The sequence below is a fragment of the Streptomyces sp. NPDC046335 genome (assembly GCF_055587985.1).
In genome coordinates this window covers 388,262-413,988 of sequence record NZ_JBVJFF010000007.1, presented here as the reverse complement: position 1 = coordinate 413,988, position 25,727 = coordinate 388,262, and the positions used below count along the sequence as shown (strand labels likewise).

The window sequence follows — 25,727 nt, the reverse complement described above, 5'->3', positions numbered from 1 at the left end:
TCAGTGCTCCTTCGCTACGAGGGTCGCGGTGATCCGCAGGTCGGGTCCGAGGCGGCGGGTCTCGCTCACGTCGAGCCGCAACGCCTGGGTGATGGTGGTGATTCCGCCGCCCGCGAGAGCGGCCGGGCCCGCGCCGAGCAGGACGGGGGCGACGTAGCCGACGACGCGGTCGACGGCGCCCGCGGCGACGAAGGCCCCGGCGAGCGTCGGGCCGCCTTCGAGGAGTACGGACCGCACTCCGCGCGCGTGCAGGGCGGCGAGCAGCGCGGGGATGTCGAGCCCGCCGTCGGCGCGCGGGAGCCGTACGGTCTCGGCACCGGTCCTTGGCGGTACATCGTCGGCGACGGCGATGAGGGTGGGCGCCGCGTCGTCGAGGACGCGGGCTCCTGCCGTGACGGCGGTGCCGTTGGTGTCGACGACGACCCGCAGCGGCTGGACGGCGCCCTCGACGCCGCGCACGGCGAGGTGCGGGTCGTCGGCGCGCTGGGTGCCGGAGCCGACCAGCACGGCGTCGCACTCGGCGCGCAGCCGGTGGACGTCGGCGCGGGCCTCGGCGGAGGTGATCCAGCGACTCGTGCCGTCGGCGGCGGCGGTGCGGCCGTCGAGCGTGGCCGCGTACTTCCAGGTGACGTGGGGCCGGCCGAGCCGGACGGAGGTGAGCCAGGCGGCGTTGCCCTCGGCGGCCTCGGCCTCGCACAGGCCCTGCTCGACGGAGATCCCGGCCGTACGCAGGGTCTCGGCGCCGCCGGTCGCCGCGGGGGTCGGATCGCCGACGGCGTAGACGACGCGGGCGATCCCCGCCTCGATGAGGGCCTGCGTGCAGGGGCCGGTGCGGCCGGTGTGGTCGCAGGGTTCGAGGGTGACGAGGGCGGTGCCGCCGCGGGCCCGCTCGCCGGCCGCGCGCAGGGCGTTGACCTCGGCGTGCGGCCCGCCGGCGCGCTGGTGCCAGCCCTCGCCCGCGACCTCGCCGGAGGCGTCGAGGACGACGCAGCCGACGACGGGGTTGGGGCTGGTGGAGCCGAGTCCGCGGGCGGCCAGCGCGACGGCGCGCCGCATGGCGGTCTCTTCGGCTACGGCGGTGGCCACCGGATCTCCTGCCTCTTTGGGCACGGACTCCGGGGCTGTCGAAAGACGACGACACGTACGGGCAACGGCACCTGTGGCGACGCCGACGCCGATGACACCTGTCCTCGGGATCTCCCGAGAACCGTCCCCGGAAAATACCGGGAACCGCCCCGACCTCCTCGGAGGTCCAGGAACAAGCCACTACGACGGCGTGCAAAGATGCCCGCCCGCCGCGCACTGCCTCCCATCCGGACTTTCACCGTCGGTCCAGGAATTTCACCTGGTCAACCGGCCGCTGGAGGCGGCCGGGTCGCGGACTGTAACCGCCGGTTCGGAATTACACCGACCCCGGAGTGCGCTGCTTCTGGTACGAGGCCAGTCTGCCACGTCTGATCGTCGGCCCGCCGGGCGGCGGCCTGTGGGCTGACTCACAGGCACTTCGGGCATAGGGCCACACGCGTCACACGCACCACTCCGGGCATCACGGGATGCCGACTTTGGTCCAGACCTATTGACGCTTTGGTCTAGTCCTCTTAATCTCTGCGTCACCTCCAGGAGCCGGAGCCGACGGTGTGCGCACACCGGGCCCCGACACGTTTCACGACTTCGCCCGTGTTCTGCCCCGTTCGCGTACCGCCCCCGCACCCGGAGGTTCCCCTTGCCGTCCCTCACTCGCGCGAGACCCACGCTGCTCGCGACCGGCGCCGCCGTCGCCGGACTGCTGCTCGGCCTGGTCTCCGGCGGCGCCTCGCACGCCGCCGACGACGCGTCCTGCCGCCCCGACGGTCTCTACCGGACCCCGGGCGTCGACGTCCCCTACTGCTCCGTCTACGACAGCGAAGGACGGGAGAAGATGGGCGCCGACCACCAGCGGCGCGTCATCGGCTACTTCACCGGCTGGCGCACGGGCAAGAACGGCGAGCCCGCCTACCTCGCCCCGGACATCCCGTGGGACAAGGTCACCCACGTCAACTACGCCTTCGGGCACATCGGCAAGGACAACAAGCTCTCCGTCGGCTCCGACGGCGAGAAGAACGCCGCGACCGGGATGACCTGGCCGGGCGTCGCGGGCGCCGAGATGGACCCGTCGCTGCCCTACAAGGGCCACTTCAACCTCCTGAACAAGTTCAAGAAGCAGCACCCGAACGTCAAGACGCTGATCTCGGTGGGCGGCTGGGCCGAGACCGGCGGCTACTTCGGCGACGACGGCAAGCGAGTCGACTCCGGCGGCTTCTACTCGATGGCGACCAACGCCGACGGCTCGGTGAACCATGCGGGCGTCGACACCTTCGCGGACTCCGCGGTCGCCTTCATCAAGAAGTACGGCTTCAACGGCGTCGACATCGACTACGAGTACCCGACCTCCATGAAGGACGCGGGCCACCCCGCCGACTTCCCGATCTCCAACGCCCGGCGCGGCGGCCTGGTCAAGGGGTACGCGGCGCTGATGAAGAGCCTGCGCGAGAAGCTCGACAAGGCGGGCGCGGCCGACGGCAAGCACTACATGCTCACCGTGGCGGCCCCCTCCTCCGGCTATCTGCTGCGCGGCATGGAGACCTTCCAGGTCCAGAAGTACCTGGACTACGTCAACATCATGTCCTACGACCTGCACGGCGCCTGGAACGAGTACGTCGGTCCCAACGCCTCGCTCTTCGACGACGGCAAGGACGCCGAGCTGGCGGCGGCCGGCGTCTACGGCAGCCAGCAGTACGGCGGCGTCGGCTATCTGAACACCGACTGGGCGTACCACTACTTCCGCGGCTCGATGCCGGCCGGCCGCATCAACATCGGCCTGCCGTACTACACCCGCGGCCACAAGAACGTGCAGGGCGGCACGGACGGCCTGTGGGGCAAGGCCGCGGCGAGCACCTGCCCCGCCGGGTCGGGCCTGACCAAGTGCGGTGACGGCGCGGTCGGCATCGACAACCTCTGGCACGACAAGGACGACAACGGCAAGGAGTCCCCGGCGGGCTCCAACCCGATGTGGCACGCGAAGAACCTGGAGAAGGGGATCGTCGGCGACTACGTCACCAAGTACGGCTTCCCCGCGGACACCAGGCTGACCGGCACCTACGCCCGCAAGTACGACTCGACGCTGGTCGCCCCGTGGCTGTGGAACGCCGAGAAGAAGGTCTTCCTGTCCACCGAGGACGAGACGTCGGTGGCGAAGAAGGCCGACTACGTGGTCGACCGCGGCATCGGCGGCACCATGGTCTGGGAGATGGCGGGCGACTACCGCTGGAACGCGGCCAAGGGCCAGTACGAGATCGGGGACACCCTCACCTCGCTGATGTACGACAAGTTCAAGACCGCGAAGCCCTACGGCGCGAAGGTCTCGAACAAGGAGCTGCCCACCGAGGCGGTGGACATCGGCGTCGAGTTCGGCGACTTCAAGCTCGGTGACTCCAACTACCCGATCACCCCGAAGGTGAAGATCACCAACAACACGAAGACGGCCCTGCCCGGCGGCACGGAGTTCCAGTTCGACTACTCGACCTCGGCTCCCGGCAACGCCTCCGACCAGTCCGGCTTCGGCACCAAGGTGATCAGCAGCGATCACACCGGCAGCAATGTCGGCGGGCTGAAGGGCGACTTCCACCGCGTCTCGCTGAAACTGCCGGCCTGGCAGTCGCTGGCGCCCGGTTCCTCGGTGGACCTCTCCTTCAACTACTACCTGCCGACGTCCACGCCGTGGAACTGGACCGTCGAGATCAGCGGCAAGAAGTACGCGCTCGCCGGTGACCTGGCGCGCGGCACCACGCTGGTCGAGCCGGGCACGGGTCCCGGGCCGACGGACCCGCCGGGACCGACCGACCCGCCGGGACCGACGGACCCGCCCGGCACGTGCGCGGCTCCGGCGTGGAGCGCGTCGAGCGAGTACGGCTCCGGCAAGACCGTGTCCCACAAGTCCCACACCTGGAAGGCCAAGTGGTGGACGAAGGGCGACGAGCCCGGCGCCGGCGGCGAGTGGGGCGTCTGGCAGGACCTCGGCGCCTGCTGAACCGTTGACCGCCGCTCACTCCCCCTGGCCCACCCCAGCGGGAGTGAGCGGCTCCGTGCCGCCCGCTCAGCCCCCCGGCCCGAACAGCTCCTCCTGGGCCGCGTCCCTCGCGGCGAGCAGCGCGCCGCGCAGCACCGCGGAGCCGCCGAGCGCGCTGGCGCGTACCTCCGTGCGCAGGGGGGACATGGCCGTGACGCGGTCCTCGACCCGGGCGGCGAGCGCGGCACCGCCCGCGCGGCCCACCTCGCCGCCGAGGACGACGCACCCGGGGTCGAGGATCGCCGCCATGGCCGCGGCGCCCACGGCGACGCGGTCCGCGACGGCGTCCAGGAAGGCGCCGTCGGCGGTCTCCACCGCGTGCCGCACGAGGTCGGACGCGGACATCTCCGGGGACCGCAACCCGTGCTGCGCGCCGAGTTCGAGGAGCGCCGCGGCGCAGGCCAGCGAGTGGAAGCCGCCCTCGCAGCCGGTGGCCGACGGCAGGCCGCCCGTGCCAGGCACCGGCAGGAAGCCGATCTCCCCGGTGCCGCCCGAGGCGCCCCTGCGCAGCGTCCCGTCGAGCACGACGGCGGCCCCCACGCCGTCCCCGAGCCAGAGCAGCACGAAGGTGTCCGTGCCGTGCGCGGCGCCGTCCCGCTGTTCGGCGCGGGCCGCGAGGTTCGTCTCGTTCTCCACCAGGACGCGCGCGCCGAGCCGCTCCTGGAGGGCGCCCGCGATCCTGCGGTGCCAGACGGGCAGGGAGGTGGTGTCGTGCAGATCGCCCGTTGCGGGGTCGATGAGGCCGGGGGCGCCGACGCCGACCGTGTGCAGCCGCTGGACGCCGCCCGCGCCCGCCGTGCTGACGACGAGGCCGAGGGCGCACTCCAGGGCGGCGTCCGGGTCGCCGCCGACGGGCGCGGAGGCCTCGGCGAGGACCGCGCCGAGCAGATCGGTGACGACGACGGAGACGCTCTCCGTACGTACGTCGAGCGCGGCGAGGTGGGCCCGGTCCGCGACGATTCCGTACAGCCGTGCGTTGGGCCCGCGCCGCTGGGCACCCGCCTCGCCCACGACGGTGACGAGCCCGGAGCCCTGGAGCCGCTCGACGAGGTCGGCCACGGAGGGCCTGGAGAGACCGGTGAGCTGCTTCAACTGGTTGGCCGTCAGGGGCCCTTCGCTCTGCAGGAGGCCCAGCGCGAGCCGGTCGTTGATGGCCCGAGCGGTACTCGGTGAGGCAGGCATGCCGGGATCCTTCCACACGGCGCTTCTATTTATCAGGCAGGGTTCCTGATAGTTTACGTCGCCGTATCGGGGCAGTCCTCGGGAGGGGCGGAACGGGATGAGTGAAGTGGTCTACGACAAGGCGCGGTTGCGGCGTGCGCGGATCGCCGTGGCGGCCGTGTTCTGCGTGCACGGCGCCGTCACCGGTTCCTTCGCGACCCGGGTGCCCTGGATCCAGGAGCACGCGTCGGTCAGCGCGGGCATGCTCGGCCTGGCCCTCGCCTTCCCGGCGATCGGCGCCTCCGTGGCGATGCCGCTCGCGAGCCGCATCAGCCACCGCTTCGGCGCCCGCCCCGCGCTGCGCGGACTGCTCGCCATGTGGACGCTGTCCCTGATCCTGCCCGCGCTCGCGCCGAACCTGCTCACGCTCTGCCTGGCGCTCTTCGTGTACGGCGCCTCCTCGGGCATGTCGGACGTGGTGATGAACGCCCTCGGCGTCGAGACCGAGACCCGCATCGGCAAGTCGATCATGTCGGGCCTGCACGGCATGTGGAGCGTCGGCGCCCTGATCGGCTCGGCGGCCGGCACGGTCGCCGCCCACCTGGGCTCCGACGCCCGTCTGCACCACGCGCTCGCCGCCGCCGCGCTCACCGCGCTCGGCCTGGTGGCCTGCCAGGGCGTGCTCGACGTACAGGCGGAACCCGAGGAGGAGGCGCCGCCGCGGTTCTCGCTGCCGCCGAAGTCGGCGCTGCTCATCGGCGCGGTCGGCTTCTGCGCGGTCTTCGCCGAGGGCGCGAGCCTGGACTGGTCGGCGGTCTATCTGCGGGACGTCCTCGACACGTCGGCCGGTGTCGCCGCCGCGTCGACCACCGGCTTCACGCTCACCATGGCGATCGCGCGGCTCGCGGGCGACGCCGTGGTCGACCGGTTCGGCGCGGTGCGGACGGTGCGGGCGGGCGGCGTCCTCGCGGTGCTCGGCGGGCTGCTCGTGGTCCTCTCGTCGCACCCCCTCATGGCCATGGCCGGTTTCGCCCTGCTCGGCCTCGGCATCGCGGTCGTGGTCCCGCTGGCCTTCGCCGCGGCGGGCCGCAGCGGACCGAACCCCAGCCAGGCCATCGCGGGCGTCGCCACCATCACGTACACCTCGGGTCTGATCGCGCCCTCGGCGATCGGGACGCTGGCGGACGCGACGAGCCTCGTGACCTCCTTCGGCCTGGTGACGCTGCTCGCCTTCGGCCTCGTCCTCTTCGCGAACGTGCTGCGCACGGACGGCCGCAAGGCCGCGCAGAGCTCGACGGCGGAGGCCGCGGCGCCCGACCGCCGGCCCTGATCCCCGCTCCTCGGGACCGGACCGGGGAGAAGTCGCACTTGCGTCGCATTAACATGGCGTCGATCATTTCGGGCCACGCGACACGGCCCGGCTCAGCGCACAGAAAGCGACACTCACCATGGATCTCGGCGTGCGCTGGAAACTCCACGGCGACGGCCGTACCCCCGCCCCCGGCGCGGTCGTACGGCCCGATGAGCGCCTCTCGTGGCCACGGACCTTCGGGCTCGGCGCGCAGCACGTCGTGGCCATGTTCGGCGCCTCGTTCGTGGCACCCGTCCTGATGGGCCTCGACCCGAATCTGGCCATCATGATGTCCGGTGTCGCGACCGCCATCTTCCTGCTCGCCACCGGCGGCCGGGTCCCCAGCTACCTGGGCTGCTCGCTCTCCTTCGTCGGCGTCGCCGCCGTGATCCGGGCCCAGGGCGGCTCCAGCGCGACCGTGACCGGCGCCGTCCTCGTGGTCGGCGCCGCACTGTTCCTGGTGGGCCTCGCCGTGCAGAAGTTCGGCGCGCGGATCATCCACGCGGCGATGCCGCCGATCGTGACCGGCGCGGTGGTCATGCTGATCGGCTTCAACCTGGCGCCGGTCACCGCCTCGACCTACTGGCCGCAGGACCAGTGGACGGCGCTCCTGGTGATGCTCTTCACCGGATTGGCCGTGGTGTGCCTGCGCGGTTTCTGGTCGCGCATCGCGATCTTCCTCGGCCTGATCTTCGGCTACGGCATCTCCTGGGTACTCGACCAGGTCTTCGGCAAGATCCACTCGGCGGACGGCTCCGGCAAGGTCGTCGACCACTGGCGCCTGGACCTGTCCGCCGTAGGCAACGCCGACTGGATCGGCCTGCCCTCCTTCCACGGGCCGAGCTTCGAGTGGTCGGCGATCCTCGTGGCGCTGCCCGTCGTCATCGCCCTGATCGCGGAGAACGCGGGGCACGTCAAGGCCGTCGGCGAGATGACCGGCGACAACCTCGACGACAAGCTGGGCACCGCGATCTCCGCCGACGGCGCCGCCTCCGTGCTCTCCACCGCGGTCGGCGGCCCGCCCAACACGACGTACTCCGAGAACATCGGCGTGATGGCCGCGACCCGCGTCTACTCCACGGCCGCGTACTGGGCTGCGGCCTGCTTCGCGCTGCTCTTCGGCCTCTGCCCCAAGTTCGGCGCCGTCGTCGCCGCGATCCCGGGCGGAGTGCTCGGCGGCATCACCGTCATCCTGTACGGCATGATCGGCCTGCTCGGCGCGCAGATCTGGATCAACGCCGGGGTCGATCTGCGCAATCCGCTGAACCTCGTCCCCGCCGCCGCGGGCATCATCATCGGTGTCGGCGGTGTCTCCCTGAAGTTCACCGACAACTTCGAGCTGAGCGGCATCGCCCTCGGCACGATCGTGGTCATCACCGGTTACCACGTCCTGCGGGCGTTCGCCCCGCCGCACCTCAAGACGCAGGAGCCGCTGCTCGATTCGGGCACCTCGACGTACGACGAAGAGGGCGACGCGGGCGACGCGAGCGACGCGGGCGCCAAGCGCTGAACGGCGCTCACTCGCTGGACGGCGCTTACTCGCTGGACGTGGTGCGCGGCCCTGGCTAGGGTTGCGCACCATGTCCAGCCCCGAGGCATCAAGACTCAGGCCACCGGTCGTCCGGTGGCTTCCCGTGCTGTCGCGCTGACACTCCCGCCGCCCTTCGGGCGGCCGTCCGCGACCCCAGGCACAGCCACCACCGGATCACCGGCCCCCGTGCCCTGATCCCTTTGCTGCACCTCGTGGTTGCGGAGTCCCGCTGTGCCCTTTGCCATCCATCTGCTCGGCCTTGCCGTCTTCGCGCAAGGCACCTCCGAATTCATGCTGTCAGGACTGGTCTCCGGCATCGCCCGGGACCTGGGCGTCTCCATCCCGACCGCCGGCCATCTGACCTCGGCGTTCGCCGTGGGAATGATCGTCGGCGCGCCGCTGATGGCCGTCCTGAGCCGGCGTTTCTCACGCCGGCGCGCCCTGCTCGCCTTCCTCGTCACCTTCCTCGCCGTCCATGTGGCCGGCGCCCTCACCACGAGCTTCACCGTGCTGCTGGTGACCCGCGTCGTCGGCGCGCTCGCCAACGCCGGGTTCCTCGCGGTCGCCCTCATCACCGCCGCGGACCTGGCCGGGCCGAACGCCAAGGGGCGCGCGACCTCCGCGCTGCTCGGCGGGGTGACCGTGGCCTGCGTCGCGGGCGTGCCCGCCGGTGCGCTGCTCGGCGAGGTGTGGGGCTGGCGGTCGGCGTTCTGGGCCGTGGCCCTGCTCTCCCTGCCCGCGCTGATCGCCATCGCCAGGGCGGTGCCCGCGGGCAGGCCGGACACCGCGGGGCCGGACACCGCGGGGCCGGACACCGCGGGGCCGAGCGCCCTCGGTGAGCTGCGCGCGCTGCGCTCGCCTCGGCTCCGGCTGACGCTGCTGCTCGGCGCGCTGGTGAACGGCGCGACCTTCTGTACGTTCACCTACCTGGCACCGCTGGTCACCGAGGTCACCGGGCTCGGCTCCGGCTGGGTCCCGGTGGTCCTCGCGCTCTTCGGCGTCGGCTCGTTCGCCGGGGTGAGCGTGGCGGGGCGCGTCGCCGACGTACGGCCGCTGCCGCTTCTGGTGGGCGGCTCGTGCGCGCTGCTCGGCGGCTGGGCGCTGTTCGCGGTGACGGCCGCGCACCCGGTGGCCGTGGCGGTGCTCGTCCCCGTGCTCGGCGCCCTGTCGTTCGGCGTCGGCGCCACGCTGATCTCGCAGGCCCTCTACGCGGCGGCCGAAGCCCCCACGCTCGCGGGCGGTTTCGCCACCGCCGCGTTCAACGTGGGCGCCGCGCTCGGCCCGTGGTGCGGCGGCATCGCCCTCTCCGCGGGGCTCGGTCACCGCTCACCGCTCTGGGTCAGCGCGCTCCTGGTCGCCCTCGCCCTGGTCACCGGGGGCACGGCACTCGCCCTGCGGCGACGGGCCCCTGCGCCGGCCACGGCCCGGCAGCGCGCCGACGCGTAGGCACGTAGGCACGTAGGCACCAGTTGTCGGCGTCGCCGGGCCCGCCCGTGGCACCGGCCGTTCCCTCGTTTCGGGGAAGCGGCCGGTGCGCCCGCACCCCGGCCCGCCCGTAGCTGGGACCCTGCCGCCATGGCGCCTTTGGAGCGGTTCGCGGAGAGCAGGACCCCGGCGCACGGGGTCGACGGCGTGGTGGCACGGATGCGTGCGCTGGGCGACGGGTGGCCGCCGCGGGACGGGGTGGCCGTCTTCAACCGGCTCTATCTGTCGGTCACCGAAGAGGTCGCGAGGCACCTGGGCGCCGGCACCTTCCCCGACGTGCGCAGCGCCGCCACGCTGGACGTCCGGTTCGCCGAGCGCTATCTGACGGCCGTCGGCGACGGCTTCGAGGAGCGCCGCGCACCCGCCTGCTGGCGCCCGCTCCTCCAGTACCGCCGCCATCCCGGCGTGCACCCGCTTCAGTTCGCGCTCGCCGGCATCAACGCGCACATCGGCCACGATCTTGCGCTCGCCCTGGTGGACTCCTGCCACACGCTCGACTGCGAACCGGCCGACCTGGAGGACGAGTTCGACAGCGTGGGCGACATCCTCGTATCCCTGGAGGAGCGCATCCGCGAGGAGCTGATGCCGGGGCCCGACCTGCTCCAGATCGGCGATCCGCTGACCCACCTGGCCGGGTCCTGGAGCCTGGAGCGGGCCAGGGACGGCGCGTGGGTGGCGGCGCGCGCCCTGTGGGCGCTGCGCCATCTGCCGGGCGTCGCGGCGGAGTTCGGGGAGCGGCTCGACGGGGCGGTGGGACTCGTCGGCCGTGTCCTGCTCACCCCGCTGCCGGACTGAACCGCTCCCCCGCGGGTCAGTCCTCCGGCAGTTCCACCGGCGCGATCTCGTCGTACACGTCGCCGGGGCCCGGGTTGGTCGGGTCGGTGGCGCCGCCGAGCTGGTTCATCACGCCCCAGACCGCGTTCAGCGCGGTCTGGACGGCGCCCTCGGCCCATCCCGCCGTCCAGGAGATGTCGTCGCCCGCGAGGAAGATGCCGCGCTTGTCCTCGGGGAGCCGGTCCTGCATGAAGTGGGTGAACAGGCGGCGCTGGTAGCGGTAGTGGCCCGGCAGGTTCGCCTTGAAGGCGCCCATGAAGTAGGGCTCGTTCTCCCAGGACACGGTCACCGGGTTGCCGATGATGTGCTTGCGGATGTCGACCTTCGGATAGATCTCGCCGAGCGACTTGAGCATGACCTCCATGCGCTCGTTCGCCGAGAGCGGCAGCCACTTCAGGCTGTCGTCGCACCAGGTGTAGGAGAGGCAGATGACGGCGGGCTTGTCCGGGCCGTCGTCAAGGAGGTACGTGCCGCGCGTCATGCGGTCGGTGAGCGTCATCGACATGACGTCACGGCCGGTCTCCTCGTCCTTGTCCAGCCAGAACGGCCGGTCGACGGGGACGAACAGCTTGGAGGACTCCATGTAGTGGGTCCGCTCCATCGCCGTCCAGTGGTCGATGGGGAACAGCGAGTCGTCGCACTCGATCTTCGAGAGCAGCAGCCAGGACTGGGCGGTGAAGATCGCCGCCCGGTAGGTGCGGATGTCGCCCGACGCGTCCGTGACGGTGACACGGTTGCCCGCGGTGCGGTGCAGCCGGGTCACGGCGGGCTTCGGCCGGCCGGCCTCGTGCAGCGAGCTGAGGGAGGTGCCCATCGGCCAGTGCACGATCTTCTGCGGCTCGCGGTCCCACAGGCGCAGCGGGAGCTGCTGGCTGCCGCCGACGATGCCGCGGTGGTGGTCGTCGGCCTCCGTGTAGACGACGCGGAGGATCTCCAGGATGGAGTTCGGGAAGTCGGTGTCCCAGCCGCCGGTGCCGAAGCCGACCTGGCCGAAGATCTCGCGGTGCCGGAAGGACTTGAAGGCCTCGGACTCGCAGAGGAAGCCGTAGAAGGTCTGGTTGTCGAGCTTCTCGACGAGCTTCGCCCAGATCTCGCGGATCTTCGGTACGTCGCGCTCGCGCAGCGCGCGGTTCATGTCGGAGAAGTCCGCGCCCTCCTCAAGGCAGTCGTTCCACGCCTTGGCCACATCGCGGTAGACCTGCGGCAGGTCGGCGACGGTCTCGGCGTAGTGCGACTCGCCCTTGAGGTCGACGACCGTGGAGGGCGTCGACTCGGCGAGGGGGTTGGGGAACGGCTGGGTGGTGAGGCCCACCAGGTCGATGTAGTGCTGGAGGGCGGTCGAGGACGGCGGGAACCGCATGGCGCCCATCTCGGCGGTCAGCGAAGGGTCACAGCCGTCGAAGCCGACGGTGCGCAGCCGCCCGCCGATCTGGTCGGCCTCGTAGACGACGGGCTTGAGGCCCATCTTCATCAGCTCGTACGCGGCGACGAGGCCGGAGAGCCCGCCGCCGATGACGGCGACCTCGGTGCCGTGCTCGGTCGCGGGTATCTGGCCGAGCCCGGCCGGGTGGGCGAGGAAGTCGTCGTACGCGTACGGGAAGTCCGGTCCGAACATGGTGATCGGCGGCTGGGCGTCGGTGTGCTGGATGGCGGTGGGCACCGTGGACGTCATGGGGGTACGGACTCCTTGCGCGGACTGAAGGACGAGGCGAGCGGGGAAGGGCGCGGGCGCGGTCAGGCCAGTGAGCCGTACAGGCCGGGGCGGCGGTCGCTCAGATACGGGTTGGCCGCGCGGGACGCGCTCAGGAAGTCGGGGTCGACGTCGCCGACGACCAGCTCGGTGGCGCGGCCCGCGCGGGCGCGCGCCACGCCGTCGGGTCCCGCCAGCGTGGAGAGTCCGACGAACTCGTACTCCCCCTCCTGGCCGGCCCGGTTGACGTAGGCGACGTACATCTGGTTCTCGAAGGCCCGCACCGGCACGACGGACTCGGCGACGAACTGGAAGGGGTGCATCTGCGCGGTCGGGACGACGAGGAGGTCGGTGCCGGCCAGCGCGTGCGCCCGGACGTTCTCCGGGAACTCGACGTCGTAGCAGATCATGAGGCCCACGCGTACGCCGCCGAGGTCGGCCTGCACCACCGGCAGGTCGCCCGGGGTGAAGGCGTCGCGCTCGAAGCGGCCGAAGAGGTGGGTCTTGCGGTAGTTCGCCAGGCGCGCCCCGTCGGGGCCGATGAGCTGGACGGAGTTGTGGACCGTCCCGCCCTCGCGCTCGGGGTAGCCGTAGACGACGCCGACCCCGTGCCGTGCCGCGATCCCGGCGATCGCCGTGGCCGAGGCGCCGTCGGCGGGCTCCGCGAGACGGGCCATGTCGTCGCCGATCGCGTACCCGGTGAGGAACAGCTCGGACGTCACGAGCAGCCCGGCGCCCGCGGCGGCGGCGCGCCCCGCGGCCGCGTCGAGTTCCGCGAGGTTCGCGTCGACGGATCCGGGCTGCCCCGAGCTCTGGAGCAGGGCGGTGCGGAGCGCAGGCATGGCGGATCCTCATGACGTACGAAGGGGCTGGTGGGGTCCGTTAGACCGTACGGTCGGCGGCCGTGCCCGGACAAGGCGCGAGTGTTGCGGGCAGCCGCCGTATCCGTTGCGTGTGGGGACGCCGGGGCGGCGATTCGTTGCGTGGCGGCCGGGCGGGGGTGTGCGCCCCGGGTATCGGTGCCGTCCGCCTCGGGTCGCACGGCGCGGGGGCCGGTGCCCGCCGCGCGGCGGAAGGGAAGTGCCGCCCGTGGCCGGACGTGGCGGACCCCCCTTCCACGAGAGCGTGGTCCCACCCGGAAGGACCGGGCGAAGAGCACATCGGACGGAGGCTCCCCATGAGCCACAACGCACGCACCCGGATCACCGTCGGCCGCCTGACCAGCAGCCGCGGCCGCGTGATCGCCCTGGGAACCGCCCTGCTGATCTGCGCGGGAGCCACGGGAGCGGCCGTCGCGTCGGGCGACGGTGATTCGCGCGACGACACCGCGCGGAGCCGGACCACGGCGCACCCGCAGGCCCGCGAGGCCGCCGCGCTCACCGGCTCGGCGAAGATGTTCCGCAAGACCACCGAGGACGTGACGTTCACCTTCGACGCGCATCTGGCGGCCGCGGACAACGGGCGCCCCGACAAGGCGACAGGCACCTTCGAGTTCGTGCATCTGGAGAAGCCGGGCGGCAAGGGCGGCTGGGCGAAGGGCCGCATCGACTGCCTGGTCACGGGCGGCAAGGTGGCCACGGCTACCGGGATCGTCACCGAGACCAGCCCCGACGCCCAGATGCGTTCGATCAAGGGCGGCCGCGTCGGCTTCAGCGTCCACGACCAGGGCAAGCACGACCGCGTCGGATACAGCTGGGCCGCGACGGGTGGCCCCGACGGCACCAAGAACCTGTCGAAGTGCAACAGCTCCGCCCCGTTCGAGAAGGTCAGGAAGGGCACCGGCGATTTCCGCGTCCTGCCGTGGAAGCCGCCGTACCCGACGAACTGACGGGGAGCGTCAGGCGGGCGATCCGGACGAGTACCGCCGCATCAGGGGCGAGAGCACGAGCACGGACTTCGTCCGCTCCACGAACGGCTCTCCCGCGATCCGTTCGAGGACCCTTTCGAAGTGCCGCATGTCCGCGGCGAAGACCTGCACGATGGCGTCCGCGTCACCGGTCACGGTGGACGCGGACGCGACCTCGGTATACCGCTCGAGACCTCGCTGGATCGCCTCCGGCGAGGTGTTGCGGCGACAGTAGATCTCGATGAACCCCTCGGTCTCCCAGCCGAGGGCCGCCGGGTCCACCCGTACGGTGAACCCGGTGATGGCGCCCGTCGCCCGCAGCCGGTCCACGCGGCGTTTCACGGCGGGTGCGGAGAGGCCGACCATCTGGCCGATGTCGGCGTAGGAACGGCGGGCGTCCTCGGCGAGGGCGTGCACGATGCGTTCGTCGAGATCGTTCAGTCGCACGGCGGGTGGATCACTTCTCTGCTGTGGCCAATCGGGAACGGCGCATGCCGTACCCGAAGTAGAACACGAGGCCGACGGCCATCCAGACACCGAAGACGACCCAGGTCACGGAGTCGAGGCTGAACATGTTGTACGCGCAGAAGCCGAAGCCGAGGACCGGGAAGAGCCAGCCGAGCGGCACCCGGAAGCTGCGGGGCATGTCGGGGCGCGTCCTGCGCAGCACGACGACGGCGATGTTGACCAGGCCGAAGGCGAAGAGCGTGCCGATGCTGGTGGCGTCGACGAGCTTGCCGAGCGGGATGACCGAGGCGAGGGCGCCGCAGAACAGCGAGACGATGACGGTGTTCACGCGGGGCGTGCCGGTCTTCTTGCTGACCTTGCCGAACGCCTTGGGGACCAGGCCGTCGCGGGACATGGCGAAGAGCACACGCGTCTGGCCGTACAGGACGGTGAGGACGACGGACGCGATGGAGATGACGGCACCGGCGGCGAGCAGCGTGCCGAAGAAGCTCTGGCCGCTGACGTCGTTCATGATCGCGGCGAGCGTGGCCTCGGAGCCCTCGAAGTCCTTCCAGTTCCAGGCGCCGACGGCGACGGCGGCGACCAGGACGTAGAGCGCGGTGACGATGATCAGCGAGAGCATGATCGCGCGCGGCAGGTCGCGCTGCGGGTTCTTGGCCTCCTCACCGGCGGTGGAGGCGGCGTCGAAGCCGATGTAGGAGAAGAAGAGGCTGGCTCCCGCGGCGCTGACGCCGGCCATGCCGAGCGGCATGAAGTCGGAGTAGTTGCCGGACTTGAAGCCCATGAAGCCGATGGAGCAGAAGAGCACGAGCGCGGCGATCTTCACGATGACCATGATCGTGTTGGCGCGCGCCGACTCCTTGGCGCCGCCGAGCAGGAAGACCATGGCGAGGAGCACCACGAGCAGGCCGGGCAGGTTGATGATGGCGCCGTCGACCTCACCGGGCGCCGCGGAGAGCACGGCCGGGATGGTGACGCCGATGGTGCCGTCGAGCAGTTCATTGAGGTACTCGCCCCAGCCGACGGCCACGGCGGCGACGGACACCCCGTACTCCAGGACCAGGCACCAGCCGCAGACCCAGGCGATGAGTTCACCCATCGTTGCGTACGCATACGAGTAGGAGGAGCCCGCGACCGGGATGGTGCCGGCCAGTTCGGCGTACGAGAGGGCCGAGAAGAGGGCGGTGAGGCCGGCTATCACGAAGGACAGGGTCACGGCGGGCCCGGCCTTGGGGACGCTCTCGCCGAGGACGACGAAGATGCCGGTGCCAAGGGTGGCACCGATGCTGATCATGGTCAGCTGCCACATGCCGAGGGAACGCCTCAGCGAGCCACCCTCACCCTGGCCCCCCTCCGCGACCAGGCTCTCCACCGGCTTGCGGCGCATCAAGCGGCCGCCGAGCCCGGTGGGTGCCCGGGGGCTCGGAGGGTTCTGCGGTGGTGCGCCTTGGTCGAGCACGCGCTGGCTCCTTCATCGCTGCCGGTCAGGCGGCGAGGACCCGTGGGACCCGCACCAGAGGTGGGGAACCGCCGAGCAGGCAGTCCCCGCCACTCACGTTCAGCGCCTGACTCTAAGGTCAGCGCCTTCCCGACCGTAATGCAGCAACCTTGCGCAACGCCAGTCGATCATTGCGCGCTTCGGGCATATGCGTCTCTTCGTTGCGCAGTCCGTTTAGTCCGTTGCGCTCCGTGGACGAAAAAGAACCCCGCGCCCCCTGAGGGGCGCGGGGTTCCACGTGATCGGCCGCGCGCGAGCGGCAGGTGACTACTGGACCCAGCTGGCGTGCAGAGGCTTGCCCTCGGCGTACCCGGCGGCGCTCTGGACGCCGACCGTGGCCCGCTCGGCGAACTCCGCCAGGGAGCCCGCGCCCGCGTACGTGCAGGAGGAGCGGACGCCCGCGATGATCGAGTCGATCAGGTCCTCGACGCCGGGGCGGGTCGGGTCCAGGAACATGCGGGAGGTCGAGATGCCCTCCTCGAAGAGCGCCTTGCGGGCCCGGTCGTACGCCGACTCCTCGGACGTGCGGTTGCGCACCGCGCGGGCGGAGGCCATGCCGAAGGACTCCTTGTACGCGCGGCCCTGGGCGTCGTGCTGGAGGTCGCCCGGGGACTCGTACGTACCCGCGAACCAGGAGCCGACCATGACGTTCGACGCGCCAGCGGCCAGCGCCATGGCGACGTCACGCGGGTGCCGGACGCCGCCGTCGGCCCATACGTGCTTGCCGAACTTCTTGGCCTCCGCGGCGCATTCGAGGACCGCGGAGAACTGCGGGCGGCCTACGCCCGTCATCATGCGCGTGGTGCACATGGCGCCGGGACCGACACCCACCTTGATGATGTCGGCACCGGCCTCGATGAGGTCACGTACGCCGTCGGCGGCGACGATGTTGCCCGCGACGATCGGGACCCGCGGGTCGAGCGCGCGCACGGCCTTGACCGCGGAGATCATCGACTCCTGGTGGCCGTGGGCGGTGTCCACCACGAGGGTGTCGACGCCCGCGTCGAGGAGCTGCTTGGCCTTGCCCGCCACATCGCCGTTGATGCCGACGGCGGCGGCGATGCGCAGCCCGCCGTTGGCGTCCACGGCCGGGGTGTACAGGGTCGCGCGCAGGGCGCCCGTACGGGTGAGGATGCCCGCGAGGCGGCCGTCCTTGTCCACGGCGGGCGCGTACCGGCGGTTGGCGCCGTCCAGCTTGTTGAACGCGGCGCGCGGGTCGATGTCGGCGTCGAGGAGCAGCAGGTCCCTGGACATGACCTCGGAGAGCTGGGTGAAGCGGTCGACGCCGCTGAGGTCGGCGTCCGTGACGACGCCGATGGGCCTGGAGTCCTCGTCGACCACGACGCCCGCGTTGTGCGCGCGCTTGGGCAGCAGCGCGAGCGCGTCGGCGACGGTCTGGCCGGGGGCCAGGACGATGGGGGTGTCCAGGACGTGGTGGCGCGTCTTGACCCAGGAGACGACGTCGGTGACGACCTCGATCGGGATGTCCTGCGGAATGACGACAAGGCCGCCGCGGCGGGCGACGGTCTCGGCCATGCGGCGGCCGGCGATCGCGGTCATGTTGGCGACGACCAGCGGGATCGTGGTGCCGGTGCCGTCGGGCGATGACAGGTCCACGCCCTGGCGGGAACCGACGGCGGAGCGCCTCGGGACCATGAAGACGTCGTCGTACGTCAGGTCGTACGCAGGCTGGATGTCGTTGAGGAAGCGCACGTGCTGCTCATCCCAGTCGATCAGAGGTGGCCCCCGGACAGTTAGCCCGAGGGAAAAGCACGTACTTCAGTGTCCCACGTCAGGGGGGCCGCACGGGCTGGGATGATCACCCAGGCCGTCGGCCGGGCCTCTGGTCGGATCGTCCAAGGGTGCCCGCCGCGCGGAACGGTGCGTTCAGCTCTCGCCACGCCGGGTGTCCATGTGGAGGCTGGTGCCGCCGGGGACGAGCACGATCTCCGGGCCGGGGCCCGCCACGCCCCGCCAGTGTTCGGCGGCGGCGGAGAACACCTCCCGCGCGATCTCCCACTCCCCCGGCGCGGCCCTCGCGTACTCCTGCCAGCCGGAGACGACGAGGACGTCCGGCGCCCAGGAGGGATCGGTCAGGCAGTCGGCGAGGGCATCCCAGTTGCGCCCGAAGTACTCGGGCAGCGCGAGCGCCCGCGCACACCGCTCCATGAACGCGGCCTTGTCCCTCACCCCGACGAGGGAGAGCTCCACGGGATCACTTCCGGTCACCATGGGCCAGATGCTGCCACAGCGACAGCACCCCGCAAGGGCCGCGGAGTGCTGTGGCGCCTCAGAAACCGTCCGGGTCCGCCCGGTTCAGTGCGGGCCGTGGTGCGGTCCCCGCCACGAGGAGCTGATCAGCGGCAGCGGTGTCCGTGACCAGGCTGGTGACGAGGCCCGACCGGAGCACCGCGTCGATGGCGGCGGCCTTCCGCCGCCCCCCGGCGATCGCGACGACCTCGGGAATCCGCCGGAGCCGGTCCGTCTCGACGGTGATGCACCGCTCCCCGAGGTCCCGCCCGACCCGGCGCCCCTCGGCGTCGAAGAGGTGCGCGGACATCTCGGCGGCCACGCCCAGCGAGGCGTAGTGCGCGCGCTCCTCGTCGCTGAGCATGTCGTGGACGGTGGAGATCCCCGGCTCCCAGGAACCGATGGAGACCGCGGCGACCGTGACCTTGTCGAAGTACTCGAAGGCCCGCGCGATGCCGGTCTGGTTGCGCAGCGCCGCCGCGGTGGCGGGGTCGGGCAGCAGCATCGGCGCGTAGATCGGGTGCGCCTCGCCGCCGGAGACCTGGGCCGCGCGGCGGACCGCCTCGACGGAGCCGCGCTCGGCGGTGCCCGCGTCGTAGACGCCCGTGAGCTGCACGACCGTGCACGGCGGCAACTGGTCGAGCGCGGCCGCCATGTGGATCGTCGAGCGTCCCCAGGCGAGGCCGAGCACATCGCCCTCGGTGACGAGCTCGCCGAGCAGGTCGGCCGCGACCTCGCCGAGGTTCTCCGGGTCCGGGGACTCGTCGATCTCGTCGGCGGGCGAGGGCGACTCCACGACGACCGCGTGCCGCAGGCCGTAGCGGGCCCGCAGCGCGTCGGAGCGCTCCGCGTCCAGCTCCGCGGGGACCCGGATCTCGATGCGTACGAGATCCCGCTCAAGGGCGGTCTCCAGGACCCTGGCCACCTTGAAGCGGCTGACGCCGAACTCCTCGGCGATCTGGATCTTGGACTTGCCCTCGAGGTAGAAGCGGCGGGCCATGGCCGCCGCCTGCACCAGCTCCGCGGGTCCCATCCGCATGGCTGACCGACCCGCCGACATGGCCGACACGGCGCTCTCCTCACTGCTGTTCACAAAATGCGTACGCCGTTCATCCTTGCAGATCCGGCCCGGTTGATCAGCCCTGAGGGACTGCGTTCACGTTCCCGTGGCTCAGTGGCCGCATGCCCAGGCGCTTGACGCGGTCTTTGCCGCCGCTTGGGTACGCAGTGAACGTACCGCCTCCGCGGGATCGTCCGCGCCATAGACCGCCGAGCCCGCGACGAAGACGTCGGCGCCCGCCTCGGCGCAGCGCTCGATCGTCGAGGCCGAGACGCCGCCGTCGACCTGGAGCCAGAGTTCGAGGCCGTGCTTGCTGATCAGCTCACGGGTGCGGCGGATCTTGGGCAGCATGATGTCGAGGAAGGACTGGCCGCCGAAGCCCGGCTCGACGGTCATGATCAGCAGCATGTCGAGCTCGGGGAGCAGGTCCTCGTAGGGCTCGATGGGCGTCGCGGGCTTCAGCGCCATGGAGGCGCGGGCGCCCTTGGCGCGGATCTCGCGGGCCAGGCGCACGGGAGCGGCGGCGGCCTCCGCGTGGAAGGTGACCGACCCGGCCCCCGCTTCGATGTACTGCGGCGCCCAGCGATCGGGGTCCTCGATCATCAGGTGGCAGTCCAGAGGCGTGTCCGTCGCGCGGGCGAGCGACTCTACGACCGGCACCCCGAGAGTGAGGTTCGGGACAAAGTGGTTGTCCATCACATCGACGTGGAGCCAGTCGGCGCCCTCGACGGCCTTTGCCTCCTCGGCAAGGCGGGCGAAGTCCGCGGACAGGATGCTGGGGTTGATCTGCGGGGCCATGCCCCAAGACTGCCATGCCCGGCGCCGGTCGTGGACCGCGGTCCGAGCCGTGGGCACGGCAACTCCCCCGAGGGCGCGCCCCATGCCATGCTGAGCGGTCCACCGGCACCGCGGCACGGCCCAGCGGGGGGAAAGCCATGGCGGACGCAGAGGAGCGGCACGAGCGGCGTGGAGTCGCCCGGCTGGTGTGCGGACGGCGCGCCAAGTGGCTGGTGGTGCTCTTCTGGCTGCTGGTCGTCGTCGTCGCGGCGCCGCTCGCCCAGAAGCTGACCGGCGCCCAGGAGAACGACGCGGACTCCTGGCTGCCCGGCTCCGCCGAGTCCACCCAAGTCCTCGCGCTGTCCGGCGACTTCAGGCCCGAGGTGATCCCCGCGGTCGTCGTGTACGCCCGCGAAGGCGGCCTCACCGCGGCCGACCGCGCCCGGATCCGCGAGGACGTGCGCGAGGCAGGGGAACTGCGCGCCCACGGCGTCCGCGGCGCGGAGGTACGCGGGCCTTCGTACGACGAGAAGCGGGACCCGGAGGCGGCCCAGATCCTCGTCCCGATCACGATGGACGCCGAGGGCTGGGAACGGATCGGGCCCGCCGTCGACTCCGTCCGCGAGCGCGTGGGCGGCGGCGAGGGCGGCCTCGAGGTGCACGTGGCCGGGCCCGGCGGCACGGCCGCCGACTCCGCCGAGGCGTTCGAGGGCATCGACTCGACGCTGCTGCTCTCGGCCGCCGGCATCGTCGTCGTGATCCTGCTGTTCACCTACCGCAGCCCCACCCTGCTGCTCGCGCCGCTGGTCGCGGTGATCACGGCGCTGTTCACCGCGCAGGCGCTCATCTACCTGCTGGCCGAGCACGCCGGCCTGACGGTCAACGGCCAGAGCGCGGGCATCCTGACCGTCCTCGTCTTCGGCGCGGGGACCGACTACGCCCTGCTCCTGGTCGCTCGCTATCGCGAAGAGCTGCGCCGCCACGAGGACCGTCACGAGGCCATGGCGCTCGCCCTCACCGGGCGGGCCCCGCGGTCCTCGCCTCGGGCGCGACGGTCGTCCTGAGCATGCTGGTCCTGCTCGCCGCCGAGATGAACTCCACGCGGGGCCTCGGTCCTGTCGCCGCCATCGGCGTCGCCGTGGGGCTCGTCGCGATGCTCTCGCTCTTCCCCGCGCTGCTGGTGATCTTCGGCCGCTGGCTCTTCTGGCCGCTGGTCCCGCACATGGGCTCTCCCGAGCCGACCGAGCGCGGCCTGTGGGCCCGCACGGGCCGGCGCATCGCCCGGCGCCCGCGGGTGATCTGGGGTGCCACGGCGGCGGTCCTGGCGCTGCTGTCGCTCGGCCTGTTCCAGTTGCGGCCCGAGGGGCTCAGCAACGCCGACTCGTTCACCGGCAAGCCCGACTCGGTCACCGGCCAGGAAGTGCTTGCCGAGTACTTCCCCGCGGGCTCCGGCGATCCGCTGGTCATCGTGGCGGACAGGGCGCGGGGCGGCGAGGTCGCCCGGGCGGTCCGTCAGACGCGGGGCGTGGTGCCGGACAGCGTCGGCCGGCCACCGGGGACGAAGGCCGTGCACGACGGCAGGGTGCTGCTGGAAGCGACGCCCACCGACCCGTCCGACAGCCCGGCCGCCAAGCGGACCGTGGAGCGGGTGCGCGACGCCGTCCACGCCGTGCCCGAAGCGGACGCGCGGGTGGGCGGCGGCACGGCGACCCTGGTCGACATGGACGACGCGACCGCGCACGACAACAAGCTGGTCATCCCGCTGGTCCTGACCGTGGTGCTGCTGATCCTCGCGGTGCTGCTGCGGGCGGTCGTCGCCCCGCTGCTGCTCATCGGGACGGTGGTCCTGTCCTTCGCCGCGGCCCTCGGCCTGAGCGCGCTGGCCTTCCGCCACCTCTTCGGCTACGCGGGCGAGCCGACGGACTTCCCGCTCTTCGTCTTCGTGTTCCTGGTGGCGCTCGGCATCGACTACAACATCTTCCTGGCGACCCGCATCCGCGAGGAGGCCGCACGCCAGGGCACCCGCCGGGGCGTCCTGACGGGACTGGCGGCGACCGGCGCGGTGATCACCTCGGCGGGTCTGGTCCTCGCGGGCACGTTCGCCGCGCTCGGCACCCTGCCGCTGGTGGCGTTCGCCGAGGTCGGCTTCGCGGTGGCCCTCGGCGTGCTCATCGACACCTTCGTCGTACGGTCGGTCCTGGTCACGTCCCTGTTCCTGGACGTGGGCCCGAAGGTGTGGTGGCCGCACGCCCTCGCCCGGCGACCGGCGGGTTCTTCCGAGGCGGAACGGCCCCCGACGGAGTGATCGCACCCTTGACGCACGCGGCTCAGACGCTGCGGCTCAGGCGGTGCGCCTCGGGCCGTGCGCCTCAGGCCGTGCGCCGGATCAGTGCCAGGTACATCGCGTCCGTCCCGTGCAGATGCGGCCACAGCTGTACGTCGGGGCCGTCGCCGAGCGCGGGGACGTCTTCGATGAGCGGCCGCGCGTCGAGGAGTTCGGCGCCCGCCGCGTGCTTGATGACGTCGTCGACGACCGCGCGGGTCTCGGCCAGGTGCGGCGAGCACGTGGCGTAGCCGACGATCCCGCCGATCCGCACGGACTCCAACGCCGCGCGCAGCAGGGAGCGTTGCAGCGGGGCGAAGCCGTCCAGGTCCTGCGGGCGGCGGCGCCAGCGGGCCTCGGGGCGGCGGCGCAGCGCGCCGAGTCCGGTGCAGGGCACGTCCATCAGGACCCGGTCGAAGGTGCCGGGCCGCCACGGCGGCCGGGTGCCGTCGGCGGCGATGACCTGGTAGGGACCGGGGTTGCCCGCGAGCGCCTTGGCTACGAGCCCCGCCCGGTGCGGCTGCTTCTCGGAGGCGAGCAGGGTCGCACCGCGCTGGGCGGCGAGCCCGGCGAGCATGGCCGCCTTGCCGCCGGGGCCCGCGCAGCCGTCGAGCCACTTCGTGTCGGGGCCGTCCAGCGGGGCGTTGGCCAGGGCGAGCGCGACGAGCTGACTGCCCTCGTCCTGCACGCCCGCGCGCCCCTCGCGCACCGCGTCGACGAGGCCGGGCTCACCGCCCTCGCTGAGCCGCACGGCGTACGGGGACCAGCGCCCGGGCAGCGCCGACTCCTCCCCCACCGAGTCGAGCAGCTCGTCGGCGGTGGAGCGTCCCGGCCGGGCGACGAGGGTGACCTCGGGGCGTTCGTTGTCGGCTTCGAGCAGGTCCTCGATGCCGGCACGGCCGCCGCCGAGGGAGTCCCACAGGGCCGAGACGACCCAGCGGGGGTGCGAGTGCACGATGGCGAGGTGGTCCTCGGGGTCGTCGTCGTAGGGCGGCGCGACCTTCTCCACCCAGCCGTCGAGGTCGTCCTGGGAGACCTTGCGCAGCACGGCGTTGACGAACTTGGCGCGCCCGTCGCCGAGCACCACGCGTGCCAGCTCCACCGAGGCGGAGACGGCCGCGTGCGTCGGGATGCGTGTGCCGAGGAGCTGGTGCACACCGAGGTTGAGCACGTCGAGGACCGGCGGGTCGACCTCGCGCAGCGGCCGGTCGATGCAGGCCGCCACGATCGCGTCGTACGTCCCCTGGCGGCGCAGCGTTCCGTAGACCAGCTCGGTGGCGAGCGCCGCGTCCCGCGCGTCGAAGCCGCCCTTCTCCCTGGCCTTGCGCAGCAGCGGCGGCAGGACGAGGTTCGCGTACGCGTCGCGCTCGTCCACGGCCCGCATCGCCTCGAAGGCGAGGACACGGACGGGGTCCTTCTGGGGACGGCGGTAGGGCTTGCCCGGCTTCCCCGCGGGCTTGCCCGTCGTCTTGTGGGGACGCCGGTTCGGCTGGTCGTTCAAAGGTGCTCCGCTGCTGGTGTGGGTCGAACTTATCTAGCCTACGTCGCCCGCGCCCACGCGCTCACCGGGGGCGATCCGCACCCCGCGGGCCCAGTCGGCGCCGCGCATCGGCTTCTTGCCCTGCGGCTGCACCCAGAGGAGCTCGACGGCGTGCGATCCGGAGCCGACGTACACGTTGTTCTTGGCCGGGGACAGCTCGCCCGGCGCGAGGTCGGTGCGGTCCGTGACGAGCGCGGCCTGGATGATCTTCAGCCGCTCGCCCCGGAAGACGGTCCAGGCGCCGGGCGCGGGGGTGCAGCCGCGCACCACGCGGTCGACGCGCAGGGCGGGCGCGGCCCAGTCGACCTCGGCGTCCTCGACGGTGAGCTTCGGGGCGAGGGTCACGCCGTCGGCGGGCTGCGGCACCGCCTTCAGGCCGCCGTCCTCGATGCCGTCCATGGTGGCGACGAGCAGCCCGGAGCCCGCGAGGGCCAGCCGCGTCAGCAGGTCCCCGCTGGTGTCGGTGGGGCGCACCTCCTCGGTCACCGTGCCGTAGACGGGCCCGGAGTCGAGGCCCTGCTCGATCAGGAAGGTGGAGGCCCCGGTGATCTCGTCGCCCGCCATCACCGCGTGCTGCACCGGGGCGGCGCCGCGCCAGGCGGGCAGGAGCGAGAAGTGCAGGTTGACCCAGCCGTGGGCCGGCACGTCAAGGGCGACCTGGGGCAGCAGCGCGCCGTAGGCGACGACGGGGCAGCAGTCGGGGGCGATCTCGCGCAGCCGCGCCAGGAAGTCCTCGTCCCGCGGCTTCGCCGGCTTCAGCACCTCGATGCCCGCCTCCTCGGCCCGCTGCGCGACCGGGCTCGCGACGAGCCTGCGGCCACGGCCCGCGGGGGCGTCGGGGCGGGTCACGACGGCGGCCACCTCATGCCGGCCGGAGGCGATCAGGGCGTCCAACGCGGGGACGGCGACCTCAGGGGTGCCTGCGAAGACGAGCTTCACTGGGGGATACCTCGGATCTCTGGAGTGGGCGACGGCAGCGCACCAGTCTATGGGCCGCTCCGAGGCACCGGCCGGGGCGTCCTTTCGGGTGAGTTCCGTTGACGCTCCTGGGGGCGTACGAAGCGCCGCGCGCCCTGTGCATATGCACATACGCCCCCTGCACCGTGACCCCTCAGGAGCTAGCGCGTTGGTCAAGAAAGAGTTGACCACAAAGGGCCGCACAGGTGGCCCGATCCTTTTCCACGCCGGTTCGAGAGGCTTGTTCATGGCCGACCACGCAACCCACGACGCCCAGGCTCGGGCCAGCCTGCACCTTCTGGTACGGGACATCGAGCGGGTCCGCCGGCAGGTGGACGCACTGCGTACGCTCACCGCCCAGCTCGGAAACGTCTACCGCCCGCGGCGCTCCAGCCCCTCCGCGGGCTTCGTCGTCTACGGACGGGCCCCCGCACCGACCGTACGCCTCGCCCAGGAACTGCGGGACAGCGTCGAGACGCTGGTCACCGCGGCGGTGGACTTCGACCGCTCGCTCGGGTTCTCGTGGGACGCGGTGGGCTCCGCCCTCGGGGTCACCAAGCAGGCGGTCCACCGGCGCTACGGCGCGCGGCGGGCCACCACGCAGGCCGCCGCCGAGGCGGAGCGGGCGGCGGAAGCGCCGGCTCCGGCCGCCGCGGCGGCGACGACGACCACGGTCACCCGCCCGGTGCCGGTCGGCGCCCCCCTGCCGTCCGTCCCCGCGGCGCGCACGATGCCGACGCAGCCGACTGCGGGCAGCCCCACTCTCCGCGAGGACCCCAGGCCCCCGGCCTTCCCCGGCCCCCGCAACGGCTGACCCCACCCGAGCGACACCCTTTCCCGCCCCCTTGCCT

The 25,727-nt window shown here is 72.2% G+C and carries 19 protein-coding genes, 1 pseudogene and 1 riboswitch; of the genes and pseudogenes, 8 read left to right on the top strand and 12 right to left on the bottom strand.

The features are described from left to right. Entirely contained in the window at positions 1-1,056 is a 1,056-nt protein-coding gene (gene ribD / locus ACZ6JY_RS19860; protein ID WP_469197357.1) for a bifunctional diaminohydroxyphosphoribosylaminopyrimidine deaminase/5-amino-6-(5-phosphoribosylamino)uracil reductase RibD, read from the bottom strand. Positions 1,057-1,295: 239 nt separating this feature from the next. After that, a riboswitch (FMN riboswitch) is annotated at positions 1,296-1,426 on the bottom strand. Positions 1,427-1,723: 297 nt separating this feature from the next. Between ribD and ACZ6JY_RS19855 the strand changes: the two genes are divergently transcribed. Then, a complete protein-coding gene (locus tag ACZ6JY_RS19855; RefSeq protein WP_469197278.1) occupies positions 1,724-4,066 on the top strand; it encodes a chitinase C-terminal domain-containing protein in 2,343 nt (780 codons plus the stop codon). A gap of 66 nt (positions 4,067-4,132) precedes the next feature. On the opposite strand, the gene ACZ6JY_RS19850 is transcribed toward ACZ6JY_RS19855, so the two are convergent. Then, on the bottom strand, positions 4,133-5,287 hold the full coding sequence (locus ACZ6JY_RS19850; protein WP_469197277.1) for an ROK family transcriptional regulator: 1,155 nt from the start codon (positions 5,285-5,287) through the stop codon (positions 4,133-4,135). A gap of 97 nt (positions 5,288-5,384) precedes the next feature. Here ACZ6JY_RS19850 and ACZ6JY_RS19845 point away from each other — a divergent pair, with 97 nt between their 5' ends. The 4 genes from ACZ6JY_RS19845 (at position 5,385) to ACZ6JY_RS19830 (ending at position 10,428) form a co-directional block, all read left to right on the top strand. After that, positions 5,385-6,596, top strand: a complete 1,212-nt coding sequence (locus tag ACZ6JY_RS19845; RefSeq protein WP_469197276.1) for an MFS transporter — start codon at positions 5,385-5,387, stop codon at positions 6,594-6,596. A 118-nt stretch (positions 6,597-6,714) separates the two neighbouring features. Then, on the top strand, positions 6,715-8,127 hold the full coding sequence (locus ACZ6JY_RS19840) for a uracil-xanthine permease family protein (RefSeq protein ID WP_469197275.1): 1,413 nt from the start codon (positions 6,715-6,717) through the stop codon (positions 8,125-8,127). 252 nt (positions 8,128-8,379) lie between these two features. Beyond that, positions 8,380-9,594 (top strand): Cmx/CmrA family chloramphenicol efflux MFS transporter, encoded by a 1,215-nt coding sequence (locus ACZ6JY_RS19835; protein ID WP_469197274.1) that lies wholly within the window; start codon positions 8,380-8,382, stop codon positions 9,592-9,594. Positions 9,595-9,723: 129 nt separating this feature from the next. Next, on the top strand, positions 9,724-10,428 hold the full coding sequence (locus tag ACZ6JY_RS19830; RefSeq protein ID WP_469197273.1) for a DUF5995 family protein: 705 nt from the start codon (positions 9,724-9,726) through the stop codon (positions 10,426-10,428). Positions 10,429-10,444: 16 nt separating this feature from the next. Here the strand turns inward: ACZ6JY_RS19830 and ACZ6JY_RS19825 are convergent, their stop codons facing one another. Then, complete coding sequence (locus ACZ6JY_RS19825; RefSeq protein ID WP_469197272.1) at positions 10,445-12,139, bottom strand: flavin monoamine oxidase family protein; 1,695 nt, start codon at positions 12,137-12,139, stop codon at positions 10,445-10,447. 62 nt (positions 12,140-12,201) lie between these two features. Continuing rightward, positions 12,202-12,999, bottom strand: a complete 798-nt coding sequence (locus ACZ6JY_RS19820; protein WP_469197271.1) for a carbon-nitrogen hydrolase family protein — start codon at positions 12,997-12,999, stop codon at positions 12,202-12,204. 335 nt (positions 13,000-13,334) lie between these two features. Between ACZ6JY_RS19820 and ACZ6JY_RS19815 the strand changes: the two genes are divergently transcribed. Next, the gene (locus ACZ6JY_RS19815; protein ID WP_469197270.1) at positions 13,335-13,985 is read left to right on the top strand and encodes a Repetin; all 651 of its coding nucleotides are present in this window, start codon (positions 13,335-13,337) and stop codon (positions 13,983-13,985) included. A 9-nt stretch (positions 13,986-13,994) separates the two neighbouring features. Here the strand turns inward: ACZ6JY_RS19815 and ACZ6JY_RS19810 are convergent, their stop codons facing one another. From ACZ6JY_RS19810 to rpe, 6 genes are all read right to left on the bottom strand, one after another. Next, positions 13,995-14,450 carry an Lrp/AsnC family transcriptional regulator gene (locus ACZ6JY_RS19810; protein WP_469197269.1) on the bottom strand — a complete coding sequence of 152 codons (456 nt, stop codon included), beginning with the start codon at positions 14,448-14,450 and terminating at the stop codon, positions 13,995-13,997. Positions 14,451-14,460: 10 nt separating this feature from the next. Beyond that, positions 14,461-15,930, bottom strand: coding sequence for an amino acid permease (locus tag ACZ6JY_RS19805; protein WP_469197268.1), 1,470 nt, complete (start codon positions 15,928-15,930; stop codon positions 14,461-14,463). Between the two features lie 306 nt (positions 15,931-16,236). Further along, a complete protein-coding gene (locus ACZ6JY_RS19800) occupies positions 16,237-17,682 on the bottom strand; it encodes a GuaB1 family IMP dehydrogenase-related protein (RefSeq protein WP_469197267.1) in 1,446 nt (481 codons plus the stop codon). Between the two features lie 174 nt (positions 17,683-17,856). Further along, positions 17,857-18,201: a barstar family protein gene (locus ACZ6JY_RS19795; RefSeq protein ID WP_469197266.1), complete on the bottom strand. Its 345-nt coding sequence runs from the start codon at positions 18,199-18,201 to the stop codon at positions 17,857-17,859. Between the two features lie 58 nt (positions 18,202-18,259). Continuing rightward, positions 18,260-19,312: a sugar-binding transcriptional regulator gene (locus tag ACZ6JY_RS19790; RefSeq protein WP_447036246.1), complete on the bottom strand. Its 1,053-nt coding sequence runs from the start codon at positions 19,310-19,312 to the stop codon at positions 18,260-18,262. A gap of 78 nt (positions 19,313-19,390) precedes the next feature. Then, positions 19,391-20,077 (bottom strand): ribulose-phosphate 3-epimerase, encoded by a 687-nt coding sequence (rpe, locus tag ACZ6JY_RS19785; RefSeq protein ID WP_469197265.1) that lies wholly within the window; start codon positions 20,075-20,077, stop codon positions 19,391-19,393. Positions 20,078-20,214: 137 nt separating this feature from the next. On the opposite strand from rpe, the pseudogene ACZ6JY_RS19780 reads away from it, so the two are divergent. After that, positions 20,215-22,361 (top strand): annotated as a pseudogene (locus ACZ6JY_RS19780) (MMPL family transporter). Positions 22,362-22,425: 64 nt separating this feature from the next. Here the strand turns inward: ACZ6JY_RS19780 and ACZ6JY_RS19775 are convergent. Both ACZ6JY_RS19775 and fmt read right to left on the bottom strand, forming a co-directional pair. Then, complete coding sequence (locus tag ACZ6JY_RS19775; RefSeq protein ID WP_469197264.1) at positions 22,426-23,880, bottom strand: RsmB/NOP family class I SAM-dependent RNA methyltransferase; 1,455 nt, start codon at positions 23,878-23,880, stop codon at positions 22,426-22,428. Positions 23,881-23,913: 33 nt separating this feature from the next. Continuing rightward, the gene (gene fmt / locus ACZ6JY_RS19770) at positions 23,914-24,858 is read right to left on the bottom strand and encodes a methionyl-tRNA formyltransferase (RefSeq protein ID WP_469197263.1); all 945 of its coding nucleotides are present in this window, start codon (positions 24,856-24,858) and stop codon (positions 23,914-23,916) included. 265 nt (positions 24,859-25,123) lie between these two features. Between fmt and ACZ6JY_RS19765 the strand changes: the two genes are divergently transcribed. Continuing rightward, on the top strand, positions 25,124-25,690 hold the full coding sequence (locus ACZ6JY_RS19765; RefSeq protein ID WP_469197262.1) for a hypothetical protein: 567 nt from the start codon (positions 25,124-25,126) through the stop codon (positions 25,688-25,690). Positions 25,691-25,727: the final 37 nt, after the last annotated feature.

Bases quoted from the DNA above. Each gene is read 5' to 3' on its own strand.
- ribD (WP_469197357.1), bottom strand. From the start codon at position 1,056: ATGCGGCGCGCCGTCGCGCTGGCCGCCCGCGGACTCGGCTCCACCAGC.
- ACZ6JY_RS19850 (WP_469197277.1), bottom strand. From the start codon at position 5,287: ATGCCTGCCTCACCGAGTACCGCTCGGGCCATCAACGACCGGCTCGCG.
- ACZ6JY_RS19845 (WP_469197276.1), top strand. From the start codon at position 5,385: ATGAGTGAAGTGGTCTACGACAAGGCGCGGTTGCGGCGTGCGCGGATC.
- ACZ6JY_RS19840 (WP_469197275.1), top strand. From the start codon at position 6,715: ATGGATCTCGGCGTGCGCTGGAAACTCCACGGCGACGGCCGTACCCCC.
- ACZ6JY_RS19830 (WP_469197273.1), top strand. From the start codon at position 9,724: ATGGCGCCTTTGGAGCGGTTCGCGGAGAGCAGGACCCCGGCGCACGGG.
- ACZ6JY_RS19825 (WP_469197272.1), bottom strand. From the start codon at position 12,139: ATGACGTCCACGGTGCCCACCGCCATCCAGCACACCGACGCCCAGCCG.
- ACZ6JY_RS19820 (WP_469197271.1), bottom strand. From the start codon at position 12,999: ATGCCTGCGCTCCGCACCGCCCTGCTCCAGAGCTCGGGGCAGCCCGGA.
- ACZ6JY_RS19815 (WP_469197270.1), top strand. From the start codon at position 13,335: ATGAGCCACAACGCACGCACCCGGATCACCGTCGGCCGCCTGACCAGC.
- ACZ6JY_RS19795 (WP_469197266.1), bottom strand. From the start codon at position 18,201: ATGGTGACCGGAAGTGATCCCGTGGAGCTCTCCCTCGTCGGGGTGAGG.
- rpe (WP_469197265.1), bottom strand. From the start codon at position 20,077: ATGGCCCCGCAGATCAACCCCAGCATCCTGTCCGCGGACTTCGCCCGC.
- ACZ6JY_RS19765 (WP_469197262.1), top strand. From the start codon at position 25,124: ATGGCCGACCACGCAACCCACGACGCCCAGGCTCGGGCCAGCCTGCAC.